This is a genomic window from Sediminibacillus terrae (assembly GCF_009602435.1).
Lineage (GTDB): Bacteria > Bacillota > Bacilli > Bacillales > Amphibacillaceae > Sediminibacillus > Sediminibacillus terrae.
In genome coordinates, this window is the sequence record NZ_VZDQ01000011.1 from 305,441 (window position 1) to 318,579 (window position 13,139).

General features: G+C 42.4%; 14 protein-coding genes and 1 riboswitch. Of the genes, 4 read left to right on the forward strand and 10 right to left on the reverse strand.

Going from position 1 to position 13,139, the window contains the following annotated elements; all coding sequences use genetic code 11:
- Positions 1–259: 259 nt before the first annotated feature.
- Positions 260–796, reverse strand: a complete 537-nt coding sequence (locus tag F6X55_RS04125; protein ID WP_051382073.1) for a YkuS family protein — start codon at positions 794–796, stop codon at positions 260–262.
- 158 nt (positions 797–954) lie between these two features.
- Here F6X55_RS04125 and F6X55_RS04130 point away from each other — a divergent pair, with 158 nt between their 5' ends.
- Positions 955–1,179: a KGG domain-containing protein gene (locus tag F6X55_RS04130; protein ID WP_026571743.1), complete on the forward strand. Its 225-nt coding sequence runs from the start codon at positions 955–957 to the stop codon at positions 1,177–1,179.
- 85 nt (positions 1,180–1,264) lie between these two features.
- On the opposite strand, the gene F6X55_RS04135 is transcribed toward F6X55_RS04130, so the two are convergent.
- From F6X55_RS04135 to F6X55_RS04170, 8 genes are all read right to left on the reverse strand, one after another.
- Complete coding sequence (locus tag F6X55_RS04135; RefSeq protein WP_026571742.1) at positions 1,265–1,840, reverse strand: hypothetical protein; 576 nt, start codon at positions 1,838–1,840, stop codon at positions 1,265–1,267.
- Positions 1,841–2,038: 198 nt separating this feature from the next.
- Positions 2,039–2,791 (reverse strand): alpha/beta hydrolase, encoded by a 753-nt coding sequence (locus F6X55_RS04140; protein ID WP_026571741.1) that lies wholly within the window; start codon positions 2,789–2,791, stop codon positions 2,039–2,041.
- 435 nt (positions 2,792–3,226) lie between these two features.
- Positions 3,227–3,859 carry a queuosine precursor transporter gene (locus F6X55_RS04145; protein ID WP_153462071.1) on the reverse strand — a complete coding sequence of 211 codons (633 nt, stop codon included), beginning with the start codon at positions 3,857–3,859 and terminating at the stop codon, positions 3,227–3,229.
- A 67-nt stretch (positions 3,860–3,926) separates the two neighbouring features.
- Complete coding sequence (queF, locus tag F6X55_RS04150) at positions 3,927–4,424, reverse strand: preQ(1) synthase (protein ID WP_153462073.1); 498 nt, start codon at positions 4,422–4,424, stop codon at positions 3,927–3,929.
- 132 nt (positions 4,425–4,556) lie between these two features.
- A riboswitch (PreQ1 riboswitch) is annotated at positions 4,557–4,603 on the reverse strand.
- Between the two features lie 308 nt (positions 4,604–4,911).
- On the reverse strand, positions 4,912–5,463 hold the full coding sequence (locus F6X55_RS04155; protein WP_026571738.1) for an RNA polymerase sigma factor: 552 nt from the start codon (positions 5,461–5,463) through the stop codon (positions 4,912–4,914).
- Between the two features lie 21 nt (positions 5,464–5,484).
- Positions 5,485–7,458, reverse strand: coding sequence for a DUF6449 domain-containing protein (locus F6X55_RS04160; RefSeq protein WP_026571737.1), 1,974 nt, complete (start codon positions 7,456–7,458; stop codon positions 5,485–5,487).
- Positions 7,433–8,332, reverse strand: a complete 900-nt coding sequence (locus tag F6X55_RS04165) for an ABC transporter ATP-binding protein (RefSeq protein WP_153462075.1) — start codon at positions 8,330–8,332, stop codon at positions 7,433–7,435. The genes F6X55_RS04160 and F6X55_RS04165 overlap by 26 nt, the downstream gene beginning before the upstream one ends.
- On the reverse strand, positions 8,319–8,714 hold the full coding sequence (locus F6X55_RS04170; RefSeq protein ID WP_026571735.1) for a GntR family transcriptional regulator: 396 nt from the start codon (positions 8,712–8,714) through the stop codon (positions 8,319–8,321). Before F6X55_RS04170 ends, F6X55_RS04165 begins: the two co-directional genes overlap by 14 nt.
- A 216-nt stretch (positions 8,715–8,930) precedes the next feature.
- Between F6X55_RS04170 and F6X55_RS04175 the strand changes: the two genes are divergently transcribed.
- The gene (locus F6X55_RS04175; protein ID WP_051390505.1) at positions 8,931–9,269 is read left to right on the forward strand and encodes a hypothetical protein; all 339 of its coding nucleotides are present in this window, start codon (positions 8,931–8,933) and stop codon (positions 9,267–9,269) included.
- A gap of 876 nt (positions 9,270–10,145) precedes the next feature.
- On the forward strand, positions 10,146–11,651 hold the full coding sequence (locus F6X55_RS04180) for a potassium/proton antiporter (RefSeq protein WP_026571733.1): 1,506 nt from the start codon (positions 10,146–10,148) through the stop codon (positions 11,649–11,651).
- 36 nt (positions 11,652–11,687) lie between these two features.
- Here the strand turns inward: F6X55_RS04180 and F6X55_RS04185 are convergent, their stop codons facing one another.
- Complete coding sequence (locus F6X55_RS04185) at positions 11,688–12,740, reverse strand: lactonase family protein (protein ID WP_035427408.1); 1,053 nt, start codon at positions 12,738–12,740, stop codon at positions 11,688–11,690.
- Between the two features lie 160 nt (positions 12,741–12,900).
- Between F6X55_RS04185 and F6X55_RS04190 the strand changes: the two genes are divergently transcribed.
- Positions 12,901–13,068 carry an aspartyl-phosphate phosphatase Spo0E family protein gene (locus F6X55_RS04190; protein WP_161629537.1) on the forward strand — a complete coding sequence of 56 codons (168 nt, stop codon included), beginning with the start codon at positions 12,901–12,903 and terminating at the stop codon, positions 13,066–13,068.
- Positions 13,069–13,139 lie beyond the last annotated feature (71 nt).

Sequence of the window (13,139 nt, forward strand, 5' to 3'; positions counted from 1 at the left end):
CGAAGTACCTTGCCGGAGTGGAGCGTTGCTCTTTTTAAAAGGGAAGATTAGTACGGTTTATTTTTTCAAACCAAAAAACCGAACGAATGATGGAATCGTTCGGTTCTTGTTTTGTTCACGATACATTTGTCCCAGTCTCTTTTATAACCGGGCGAGGAGTATTCGTTTTACTCCTCTCCCCATTGTCAGGCCAGCATATTTTTCTATCTGCTGCCTGTTATCAATGAAAAGGCACCCTTCTCCGGGTGCCTTTCAACTTTTATTTTTTCAGCTCTGTGCCGCCGATCAATTCTAAATCCCTTTCTTGGGCAGCAAGCTCATTTTTACTATCCTCGTTCAGATTACTGCCGGATTGGCCAGGGACCTTGTCCTTCACTTTGTCGGTCAAATTCATGGTCTGCTGTTTTGTCTGCTGTAGTTTTTGATTCAAATTATCGCGTGTTTTTTTGCCGCTGGCTGGAGCTAACATAAAACCAATGGTGGCTCCGACAATGCTTCCTACAGCTATGCCGTTTACAAGTTGTTTACCTGAGATGCCGCCGGATTTCTTATCGATCGTTCCGGCGCGTTGAAGTCTTTCTTCCACTTCTGTGACGATTTCCTTTACACTTCGTCCGCGGGCGGAAATCAACGGTACATTCATGTGGATGTCTGTCAAGTCTTCCAAATCTCTTACAACGACTGCATCAAACTCCGGCGCATCCACTTTTCGTTCGAGCATTTCCGCTTGATATCCTTTTTTGTTCAATTGCTTTTTCACATCTTCGAATGGTTGTTCCACTGCAACTCTTACCATCTGCATTTCCCTCCTCAGCTTGTGTTGGTTATAATTTGCCCGTTATCTGGATAGAGTAAACAATGTATTTTTCTGAATCTAGTATGTTTAATTTTTTGCACAACGTGAATAGTAGTTATGTAAGCATCATATAACACTCACGAAAGGAGTTTTATAGAATGGCTGACAAGAACAATAACAAGAAAATGTCTGTAGAGGAAGCAGGTCGCAAAGGTGGAGAAACAACTTCCCGTAATCACGACCAGGAATTCTATGAAGAGATTGGGAAAAAAGGCGGAGAAACAACATCTAAAAACCATGACGAAGAATTCTATGAAGAAATCGGCAAAAAAGGCGGAGAAACACGCGGACGCCAACAGCAAAATAAAAACAACAATTCTTAATGGATAATGCAGCAGGAAGGCTGAGGTTTTTCATCTAAATAACAGCCTGCGAAAAACGAGCTTAACACTTAAGCTCGTTTTTCGTTTATTTCAAGGTATTGGTTACTCCCCATATTTTATCCGTCCCCTGATAATCATTGAGGGCGATGTCCAAATCATGGAACATACGGTGCAGGTTTCTTACCGTTTTCTTATCTTCATTGTCTGCAGCTGAACTGGCAAGTTGTTGAATCTTTTCCAAATCATTCTTTAAAGCATCGTCCTCTACTTTCGGCAGCATTTCATCCAGCACAGCAAGGATTTCTTCGGCTTCTGTTTCCTGCTCGGACCAATCGAGATTGTCGATCCGGCCATAACCCGTAGTATCGTTATAAAAGTCATGTGTCTCGGCTACAAAATCACCGACATCCTCGTATTCTTTTCCTACCGACTCTCTTGTTTCCTCTGCTTTTTGTTCCAGTTCCTCCTGGCTTTGTCCCGAATCAGAGGAATCTTCTGCCTGCTGCTCACTCGATTCTGTTTGACGGTCACTAAATAGTCCGATACCTCCCAAGTCAAAGACAAAGGAGAAAAAGGCAACCGCGACCACCAATGTGACACCTAGAGCCGTCAAGGTCCAACCGAACCAGCCCATCCGTTTTCTATTCTCGCTTCTCGGCATTTCTGCAGCATCCTTTCCTAAGCGCTTTTCTGGCAAGTTTCCATGAAAGTTATGTGAATCCCTTGATAATCTACTGCTTATTTTAGCCTTTTTCCTATTTTCAGACTAGTAGTTTGCAATCTTGACATAGAATAAATCAACCACCTGGTGTGTTATAGGTGGTTGATTTATTCGTTTTTCGGCTATAAAAATGCTGATTTAGCAGTTTGCTTTAATGAATTGGATCGCTTTATTCGCGATAACCTCTTTGTCGTTGTCCAAAGTGGCGACATGATAGCTTGCTTCCAAAGGAAACAGCGTTTTTTCTGTCGAAGAGACCGAATCATAAATCAATTGGGAGTTTTCCGGCGGAACGACATGGTCTTCCTTAGAAGAAAAGATCAGGACAGGGGTCGTAATATTGCTTAAGTTTTGCTTGACCTTTTCTGTTAATGTAACGATCTCCCCCATCGATTTAACTGGCGTTTTTTCATAGGCAAGTTCCTTGATTCCCGACCTTTTGATATCGGAGCCGATCCCGTTTACAAATCTAGTATCCGTCTTGGCCAACTCCCGATAGTTTTCGGCCATTTCCGGAATATCCACCGCAGCATTGATAGGCAGGATCCCATTTATTTCCGGGTGCTGCTCCGCTAAATATAATGTCAACGTACCACCCATGGACAGGCCGGCCACAAACAACTTGGAGCATTCTTCCTTCAACGTTGCCAAGCCCGCTTCTACGTTATCAATCCAATCTTGATGAGTAGACGCTTCCATATCCTCCGGATCAGTACCATGGCCTTCCAATCTCGGTCCCAGGACAGTAAAACCTTCCGCCGCGAACTGTTCACCTATATATCGCATACTCTGCGTCGTACCCGTGAATCCGTGGACAACCAGCACTCCAATTTCATTGCCGGCAAAGTAAAATGCTTCTGCATCCTTCATCACACGATAATTAGCCGCCATCATACTACCTCCCTATTTCAAACATGAATATGTATCTGCTTTTAATCGATAACAGTTAAATCTTACCATAACCAAAGAAAAATACAAACCATCAGAAGAAAAGAAAACGACTAGAGAGTCTAGAGAAGGGGTCGAGAAGGGGTCGCGAGAAGGGGGTCAGTCCCCAAAATTAGTCGAAATAGAAATTTTTAATGAATATCGATATATGGGGGACTGACCCCATTCAGGCATATTTTGGTCCGATAGAAACAATTGGACTATTATCCAAATCAGCTAAAACCCTTGGCAGGAGAAGGATCGAGAGTAAGATATAACCCGAGGAGGGACTGACCCCATCGAGAAATAAAACCTCTTTTAGTTGTTTTTGGGGGACTGTCCCCTCCACAACATAAAAAAGACCGCCGTTTCACACAAGGAAGCGGTGGTCTTGATTTTCTATTTACTTGGAAAAGGCGTCAGTTGCTTGGTTTCAGGCTTTTTCGCCAGCTTGACCAACAGATAAGCTATAGGTGTATCAATGAAGGCAATAAGCACTTTAAATAGATACTGTGAACCAATCATTCCGATAAGCACCCCAAAGGGGACTGTCCCTCCAAAAGCAATGGTGACGAAAACAATCGTATCAAGCAACTGGCTTGTCATTGTCGACAAGTTATTGCGCAGCCATAGTTTCCTTGTTCCATGTTTTTGCTTTAAAGAATGGAAGATGGACACATCCAAGTTTTGGCTGGCCAAATATGACACCAAGCTTGCCAGCATCACTCGGAAACTCCCGCCCAGAACCGTTTCAAATTCGATTTGACCTGCAAATACTGGTGCTGCCGGAAGCTGGATCGCAATAACAATAAACAACATTGCCAATAACTGGGTGACAAATCCCGCCTGAACAGTCTTCCGGGCAGCATCCTTGCCATAGACTTCACCGATAACATCCGTTATCAAATAAGTGATGACATAGACTATCACGGCTGCTGGCAGGACAAACCCTCCTACAGCAAACAATTTCACACCCAGCACATTGGATATTACCAAGAGACCGGTGAATAGTGCATTCAAATAAATCAACATAACTTCTTCTCCCTTTCATTTTGAAACAAGGAAAGGATCAAAGTTTTACCCTCTTCAAACTCGAAAATTAACGGTTATCGATTTTTTCGGGATACAGGTCATGATTCATCATCCGATGGTCAGCCATTTGCTCATACTTTGTGCCTGGACGGCCATAGTTGACGTATGGATCGATGGAAATACCTCCGCGCGGTGTGAACTTGCCCCAAACTTCTATATAGCAAGGATCCATTAAGTCAATCAGATCATTCATGATGATGTTCATGCTATCCTCATGAAAATCGCCATGATTGCGGAAGCTAAACAGGTACAACTTCAATGATTTACTCTCCACCATTTTCTCATCCGGAATGTAACTGATATAGACTGTTCCGAAATCGGGCTGCCCTGTTTTAGGACAAAGCGTAGTGAATTCAGGACAATTGAATTTCACAAAATAATCACGACCAGGATGCTTGTTATCAAATGTCTCCAGCACTTCCGGTGTATAGTCAAATTGATAGGTCGTCCCCTGACTTCCCAGTAAAGTTATATCCGTCAGCTCTTCATCTCTTCTTCCTGCCATCTTGAACGCTCCTTTTCACTTGCTTGATTATCAGCAAGTAATAATTCATTTCTTTGTTTCCATAAATCGTCATAAAAAGATCGGAACAAAAAAGGCCATGCCCCTATCGGACATGGCCTTAAACACCTGTTTATGTCCTTAGTTTTTTATAGAGGGTTTACGCTAAGAACCTCTCCCGATCAAACGGATTATCTTTATTATTCCCGACTAATTATAAAGAGCATAGCCATAAAAGTCAACATCGAACAGCAGAACGGGGACGTCCCCAACACCCCATCAGAAGGCTCAACCTGAATGTGGGGGGTCTGTCCCCAAAAGCATGCTTTTCGTGGATTTATTGGCCGGGGGGACTGTCCCCAAAATCCTTAATCCTTGACATCTCAGTCTTTTATATCCTTCTCATCAGGGTCTGTCCCTCAATGGCAACTAATTGTCTGTTTTCCCTCCCGGAGGGACTGACCCCCAAGTGGCACCCCGGAGTCATTCCTCAGGCACTGATATGGGTGGTTTGGCTTGTCTGTTCCATTCCTTCTTTGACACGTTTTCTGGCTCTGTACAATCGGGCTTTGACGGTTCCAAGGGCAAGTCTCAAACTGCCGGCAATTTCCTTATCGGTCCATTCGTTTTGGTATTTCAAGGTAAAGACCTTACGGAGCTTGGGACTCAGCAAGACCACCTGCCGCTTTATTTGTTCTTCGGTCCATTTGTACTCCACTTGTTTTTCAACCACCCGTTCCTCAGAGCTGCTTTCCTGGCTGGTCAAGTACACATCCTCAAGCGGGACAAACGTCCGCTTTTTCTCTTTCCTGATTGCATCGATTGCAGTTCGGTAAGCGATGCTTGTCAACCACGCTCCTAGCTTGTCATGATCACGCAATTTATCAAAGTGCTTGTAAGCTTTTATGAAAGCATCTTGAACAACATCCTCGGCAAGGCAACGGTCTTTTGTTATACCGACCGAAACCAAATACATTCGTTGGTAATACTGTTGATAAACGGCTTCAAAACAAATCCCCTCCCCCGTCTTAGCTTCTTTCATTTCTCTTCTCTCCTTCTCCTTTTACTTGTCCCCAAAATAATCTGTAACGAATGCCGGCACATTGGCTTTGGATATTGGCCTTACAACCGGATTGTTTTTTCCTTCCAGGTAAAACCCTGCATAATAATGAGAAGAATCCTCCGTGCCATAATGCTCACTTGTCACTGTTTCCAGAATCCGACCGATTTTTTGTTTATTTTCGGTGACCAAGCCATTATCACCATTTTTTTCTTCATATAACGTCTCATATACATCTTGGCTTTCATCTCTTTCGTCCAATATGACGGCATAAGATATATCATCAGCCTGGATGATTGTTTGATCATATATCCCCTGATTTTTCAACCAGCTTTGAAAATTTTCATAAGAACGCAATATTGGAAGCTGGTAAAACATGTTTTCTTCCTCGGGAACTTCAATATAAGCCATCGTGTCGCTTGGATGAACAATTTCCTCATACTTTTGATCATAAATATCCTGCTTCAATTGCTGCAGTGCTTCTTTTATTTCAGTTTTCTCCACGATACTAGTGCTGCTAGAACGATCAAATTCACTGGAAATGACCAAGTTGCCAAAGTCATTTTCATCCATCGTCAATATCCGGTTCTTGATTTCCTTATATTCACGGGACTCATAAATCGGTTTCAAGTATTGTTCATACGTTTCGTCCAAATCGATATAGTACTCCCGATTGATCATCTTTCCGTTTTTCAGCTGGTAACTGAAAAACAATTTCTCTTCATTGGATCGGTCATCCGGGAGGATACTGCTCGATTGTTCGATAAGTTGCTGATGCAATTTCTGAACCTGCCTGATTATCCTAGGATCCTCTATCGCCATATCTCGTATATTTTTCGTTGAGCGTTCATCAGAGTAGTACATTGGATTTTCATTAAAATAAACCGATTCAATCTGTTCTGCTTCTGGCAGCCGTTTTTCATAACCTGTAACATCGAAGGAAAGCAGAAGAATGACGGCGCCTGCGACTGCAAGAAACAGAACATATCCCTTCCATTTACCGAATACACGCCATGTTTTTTGCAGGACCATCTCGGCTACAAGATAGCCGATCAATGAACCTACTATATAGCCAAAGACTATCCACCCAAAATGGTTATCGGTTTCGTCGAAATAAAATCCGCCAAACAGCATCATGCAAGTTGTTACACCATACTTGAAAATCGGGCGTACTTGATGGAATGCTAAAGGCTGACCACTTGCTTCGGCCGGCCTTTTGTGATAGACGAACCAGGCCAAGACGTAAAACACCAAGGATAGCAGCATGTAAATACTGAATTTCCAGCCATGGAATTTCCAATCGTACATATCAACAAAGTCTGTAAGTGGTGAATATAAATCCACGTTAGTAAGTTGATAGTAGGAGGATGGAAATCCATCCAATAAGACATCCAGGTTCGAATAAATCAGCACTAAAATGCCTGCAGGAAACAGGAGAAAAATATATGTCAGCACACCCTGTACCGCAGAAACACCAGTAAACATCCCAATCAAAACTCCCGCTGAGAAAAGCAGGAGAGAAAAAGCGACAGAAACGCCAAACCACTCCCAAATGTCTGTCTGGGTGTAAATCATGTACAAATCCATGGCCGGCAGCATCAGTGATAAAGTCACGGCAATCAACAATAAAGGCATTACAATAAGCGCTATTCCAATTAGAAAATGATGGTTAAAGATTTTCCTTCGAGTGATTGGCAGACTGTGTATGAAATCGGCAGCATTTTTTACATGCATGTATCGATATAAAAACACAGCGACCAGTACCGGAATAATATAAAGAAGGAATAACTGAATCTCTGCATTTGAATCAAACAAGCTGTTGAAGGAATAATTCCTCCGTTCATCCGATTCCAGCATCATCAAATTCAACGGAAGTGAAAAAAACAGTCCAGCGAAGTATACAATGCCGATCCATCCTGCACTCATTAAATCCTGCTTCAATAATTGTTTATTAAACAAGGATGTTTTCGATTGCATAACCGGCGTCCCCCATTTCATACACAAATATTTCTTCCAATGTTAACGGCAGGAGATCGAGAATGACTGGTTGATACTGTTCCAGATGAGAAACGATATCTTCTTCCTTCCCTCTCACGATCGCCAAGATCACACTGCCGCGTCTCTCTTTGTATAATACGTCCAGATTATCCCAAACTTCCGTTTCCGGCTTTTGCCGGAAGGCTACCTGGACTTTGTGGATATCGGATTTCAAATCATCGATGTCTTTTTCCAGCAAAAGCTGGCCTTGATGAAGAATGCCGATGTAATCACAAATATCTTCTATTTCCCGCAAGTTGTGGGAAGAAATGATAATAGTCATCTCCCTTTCTGCGACGTCCTGTACAAGCAAGTTTTTTATTTTTTTCCTAATGACGGCATCCAAACCGTCAAATGGTTCATCTAATATGAGATATTCCGGCATGGTGGACAAAGCAAGCCAAAATGCCACTTGTCGCTGCATCCCTTTCGAAAACTGACTTATTTTCTTTTTCCTGTCCAGTTGAAACAGTTGCTGCAGTTTCAAAAAGCGCTCCTGATTCCAGTTAGGGTAAGTATCCCGATAAAAGTCAGCCATTTGTTTGATGGTGTATTGGGAAAAGAAATAAAGGGAATCGGCGAGAAAAAACATTGCCGCCTTCACTTCCGTATCCTCAAAAACTCCTTTTCCGTCAACCGTTATTTCTCCATCATCCGGTCTGACAATCCCGGCAATAATTTTCAATAAAGTCGTTTTGCCGGCCCCATTCGATCCCAGCAAGCCATAAATAGAGCCTTTGTTGACTTGTAACCCAACATGTTGCAACACATGGGATTTTTCGTATTTCTTACTAATACTGTTACTGACGATCATCGCGATCCCCCCTCTTTACTTGCTCCTCTATTTCTTCGATCAATGTCTGTAATTCGTCCTTGGTCATCCCGAAGAACATTGCTTCAGCTATCAATTTTTCCAATTGATCTTTCACTTTCTGCAGTTCTTCCGATTTTTCCGATTTCGCCAGTTTGTTGACAAAACTGCCTTTTCCTTTTACCGAATAAATATAGCCTTGCGTCTCCAATTCTCTATAGGCTTTTTGTATCGTGTTCGGATTGATGGTCAATTGTTGGGCCAGCACCCGTACAGAGGGCAGCTTTTCATCTACTTGGAGCACATCATTGATGATCAGCTCTTTCAGTTTATCGACCAGCTGTTCATATATCGGCTTCCGGCTTCTAATATCGAGATCGAACATCGCTTATCCTCCGCTTCCGGTTAACTGTATTAACTGTATTAACTGTATTAACTGTATTAATATTTGTAATACAGTTAAAGTATATACCAAACATTAGAATTTGAGAAGGAGTATTTTATTTTTTTCAAAATCCCCTGGCGAAAAAACTGATTTGACACACGCTCGGTTTTATAAAAAAGCACAAAGGCAATACTTGGGAAAGAGGAGGTTGCTGGGATGATAAGTTTATTGATCAAAATCGTTATGCTGCCAATTATTATTTTGCTCTTCACATCTACTTATGAAGGAGTACAATTTCAATCTGTGTGGCAGACCATTGCAGCTATCGTTTTGCTAGCGGTTGTTGGAGTGGTGATGGAAGCTTTACTTTTGCGGAGAAAAACATTTTGGCTGAGTATCTTGCTCGATTTCGCAGCCACGATAGGATTACTGCTGCTTATTGCCGCTGTTTTTTCGGATATCCACGTCACCCTGACAGGAGCAATTCTGATTTCGTTAATTGTAGCGATACAAGAATATTTTGTTCATTTATTATTAATTAACAATGATAAATAACCCCGATTGTTAAAGTCTCTCGTTCCTCATTAATTGGCGTATTGGATAGAAACTGCGACATAACTGTAATGGGAAGCTCCGTTGCCTATTCAAAAAGCGTGCTAACCACCGCTTCGGCAGCATACTTCGCTTTCCGCGGGCACGGCTTCAGCTAACTAGGTAAAGAAAACCGCTTTACCTAGTGGATCTTCAGCTCGCGCTGTTCCCGCTGGAGTCTACGCATGCTACCTACGCTAAGAAGCATGGTGTTATCGCAAACCTAGAGACTTTTTCTTTGAGTCCCAACAAGCCATCTTAAAAGCTTTTGTCAGGAAATGTGTACTTCTTTTCATAAATAGATAGTTGAAGTTCCATTTATTATCCTGTTCTTGGACTTTCTGCTTGTTCCCTGGCAATGTCTAGGGTATTTTCGCAGCGTCGAATTCCAACTCAACAAAAGTAAGTTCAGGAAGACGCGCCCAAACTATGTCGCAGTTTATACATTTTGCGCAACAGCAAAAACCCACAGAATACAACCATGATGATAATGGTGTTTTAAACGAGGGGCTTTTTTATATTCTGAATAAAAAAAGTTCCCCCTATTCTGTTATAAAAATAGGTTTAATCCTCCAAAATTAAGGATATTGTATCTATACATCTCATCTAAATGGTTATTCTCTACTTCCTATTGGTGAGGTAGAAGTAAATGAAACTTCCTCCCCCCTTAAAAATAGAGCTAATTACAGGCTCGTCAGACTGCCGGATTTCGGCAGTCTGTTTTTTTAACCATTCACTTTTTCCTTTTCATCAAGACGAGTATTTTGTTATTTACTAAAAATACGATTACTATTGATAATAGAAAGAAAATTAATTATTTGGGAGAGGATTGAAAAAAAGTTGGAGTTATCGGTTCAAGCTTTGATTTTTTTATTTTCTACTATGTTGATCATCGGGGTATTAGCCACAAAATTTTCTTCACGATTAGGGCTTCCCTCGCTCGTACTCTTTCTGTTGGTCGGTATGTTTCTAAACAATTACATATTCTTTGAAAATGCCAAGCTCAGCCAATTGATCGGTATTGTCGCCTTGATTATCATTTTGTTTGAAGGCGGTACGCAAACCAAATGGGGAAATATCCGTCCTGTACTGGGGGCTGCGGGTTCGTTAGCTACGGTTGGCGTGTTGATTACAACAGCGGTGACTGGTTTGGCTGCCATGTATATCCTCGATTTATCCCTGCTTGAAGGAATGCTATTCGGTGCAATCGTCGGGTCTACGGATGCGGCTGCAGTATTTTCTGTCCTTGGCAATAAAAATATTAAACGGCGGATCACCTCTACATTGGAAGCCGAATCCGGCACCAACGATCCGATGGCCGTTTTTTTGACCGTAACGCTCATCGAGGTCATTCAACTGCCGGACAGCTCCATATGGACTGCAATCGGCAGCTTTTTCTGGCAAATGGGAATCGGATTGGTAATCGGTATCCTGCTTGGTAAGGCAACCACGGCTGTGATCAATAAAATTACGCTCGACGCTTCCGGATTGTATCCCGTTCTCGCGCTTGCTTGTGCTATATTCACGTACGCTTTCACCTCTGCTATCGGAGGCAGCGGGCTGCTTGCCGTTTACGTTATGGCAGTATACATCGGCAACAATGATTTGATGTACCGATTTTCCATTTTGCGGTTCAACGAAGGCTTTGCCTGGATGATGCAAATCATCATGTTCATCCTTCTGGGATTACTGGTATTTCCTGAACAACTACTAGATATTTTCTGGCAGGGACTATTGTTATCTGTGGTTTTAATGTTTATCGCACGTCCTGTCGGTGTTTTTCTCAGCATGCTCTTCATGAAGTACACAGGAAAGGAGAAGACCTTCATCTCGTGGGCTGGTTTGAAAGGGGCAGTACCAGTCATTCTCGCCACTTATCCAACGCTCGCCGGAGTTGAAAACAGTCAGTTGATTTTCAACGTTGTATTTTTCGTCGTGCTTACTTCCGCCCTGATTCAAGGAAGTACACTATCCTGGCTTGGAAGCAAGTTGAAATTGACGGAAACAAGGCAGGCAAGCCCTTTTCCAACGATGGAATTGATTACACTGGGGAGATCTGGAGCCGAAATAATGGAGGCAACCATTAGTGAAAATACACCTGCGACAGGTGTGACGCTCGAGGACTTAACACTGCCAGAAGAAACATTGATCACCGCCATCATAAGGGATGGAAAAGTGATCACACCAACCGGAAGTTCGATTCTCGAAACCGGTGATACGTTATATGTTCTAACCCATAAAAAGCAGCGCGACAAAGTCAGGGCTCTTCTTTTTGGGAAGAAGAAAACAAAGAAAGCAGTAGAAGAAAAGGACGAGAAAAAACCAAAAAATGCCCCTGAAGAATAAAAGACATTCGCTTTAAATGAGCGAATGTCTTTTTTATCATTGATGTAGAAATTTCACACACACCGGATTAGGCACAGACACATCCTTTTGCTTTAACTTCAGTTTCCCGGTTTCCGGATTGCGTGTATACAAGGTCAAATTACTGGAGTTTTGGTTGGAAGCAAGTAAGAACCTTTCAGACGGATCCATACTAAAGTCGCGTGGCCAATCCCCTTCTGTCGAATAATGTTCGACAAACGACAGTTTTTCGCCGTCCCCTTCCACGGCAAACAAAGCAATGCTGTCATGGCCTCGATTTCCAGCATACACAAAGCGTCCATCTGAAGAAATATGAATGGCACTTCCCTGGCTGTTTTCCGGAAAGTTTTCCGGAATAGTCGAAATCGCCTGTACTTGGGAGAAACTTCCTTTTGCCTGATCATAAGCAAGGACCAGGACTTCATTGCTCAGCTCCGTCATTACATAGGCAAACTTTCCATTGGGATGAAACACAATATGGCGCGGTCCGCTCCCTGGTTTAGTAGAAAGACTGCTCACTTCCACCAGTTTCCCATCATCGATTTCATATGTTTTTACCGTATCGGAGCCTAAATCAACTACGACAACATATTTTTCATCTGGGGTGTAGCCCGAAAAATGAACATGCGGTTTTTCCTGTCTTTCATGAGGACCGGAACCGGTATGTTCGACAATGGATGAAGCAGCTTCAATTGCTCCTGTTTCCGCATCGACAGGATAGGCATCGACCGTACCTTTATGATAATTGGCCGTAACCAATTGCTGGTTTGAATCGTCAATACTGATATGACAAGGGGCTGCTCCCTCCAGCACCTGCTTGTTCACCAGGGAAAGGGTACCGTTTTCATTAATGGAGTAAGCAGCTGCACCGCCCCCATCCTGTTCCTGCATAACGGAATAAAGGAACCTATTATCTTTGCTTATCGTTAAATAGGTTGGTTTTTCTACATGAGCAGCATCCGCTAGGACGGAAACCTCCCCATTCGATTGATCAAGCGAAAATGAATAAATGCCTAAGCTGTCCCCGTTAGTGTATGTACCAATGTATCCGAGGATTTGTTGTTTAACCATCACTAGTCCACCTCCATAACAAGATACATTCACTATACCATAACAAATAAAATCTGTATTTTTATATGTTTTTCTATCCATTTTCTGAGAAATCACTTATAATGGCGTTAATCTATCGAGAACACACGTTCTGAAAGATAGATAGAAAAGGGGGATGCACATGAAAGAGATAGAGCAAGTAGAAAGGAAAATCGAAACCCTTCGTTCGAGAATGTATCAGGTTTTCACGTGCGATCCAGACAGCCCGGAAATTTTAAGAATATCCCAAACACTAGACGAAGCGTTAAATTTGTTTGATGCTTTGAAAGACCCAAAAGGGACTGAATAACTTCGTTTTGTTCTTTCTGACACCTACATCAACGAGCGCCATCGACAAATATAAAAAACTGTGTCATGGTG

Excerpts from the sequence above, each read along its gene's own strand:
- F6X55_RS04125 (WP_051382073.1), bottom strand. The coding sequence starts at position 796 with ATGGTAAGAGTTGCAGTGGAACAACCATTCGAAGATGTGAAAAAGCAA.
- F6X55_RS04130 (WP_026571743.1), top strand. The coding sequence starts at position 955 with ATGGCTGACAAGAACAATAACAAGAAAATGTCTGTAGAGGAAGCAGGT.
- F6X55_RS04135 (WP_026571742.1), bottom strand. The coding sequence starts at position 1,840 with ATGCCGAGAAGCGAGAATAGAAAACGGATGGGCTGGTTCGGTTGGACC.
- F6X55_RS04140 (WP_026571741.1), bottom strand. The coding sequence starts at position 2,791 with ATGGCGGCTAATTATCGTGTGATGAAGGATGCAGAAGCATTTTACTTT.
- F6X55_RS04145 (WP_153462071.1), bottom strand. The coding sequence starts at position 3,859 with ATGTTGATTTATTTGAATGCACTATTCACCGGTCTCTTGGTAATATCC.
- queF (WP_153462073.1), bottom strand. The coding sequence starts at position 4,424 with ATGGCAGGAAGAAGAGATGAAGAGCTGACGGATATAACTTTACTGGGA.
- F6X55_RS04155 (WP_026571738.1), bottom strand. The coding sequence starts at position 5,463 with ATGAAAGAAGCTAAGACGGGGGAGGGGATTTGTTTTGAAGCCGTTTAT.
- F6X55_RS04160 (WP_026571737.1), bottom strand. The coding sequence starts at position 7,458 with ATGCAATCGAAAACATCCTTGTTTAATAAACAATTATTGAAGCAGGAT.
- F6X55_RS04165 (WP_153462075.1), bottom strand. The coding sequence starts at position 8,332 with ATGATCGTCAGTAACAGTATTAGTAAGAAATACGAAAAATCCCATGTG.
- F6X55_RS04170 (WP_026571735.1), bottom strand. The coding sequence starts at position 8,714 with ATGTTCGATCTCGATATTAGAAGCCGGAAGCCGATATATGAACAGCTG.
- F6X55_RS04175 (WP_051390505.1), top strand. The coding sequence starts at position 8,931 with ATGATAAGTTTATTGATCAAAATCGTTATGCTGCCAATTATTATTTTG.
- F6X55_RS04185 (WP_035427408.1), bottom strand. The coding sequence starts at position 12,740 with ATGGTTAAACAACAAATCCTCGGATACATTGGTACATACACTAACGGG.
- F6X55_RS04190 (WP_161629537.1), top strand. The coding sequence starts at position 12,901 with ATGAAAGAGATAGAGCAAGTAGAAAGGAAAATCGAAACCCTTCGTTCG.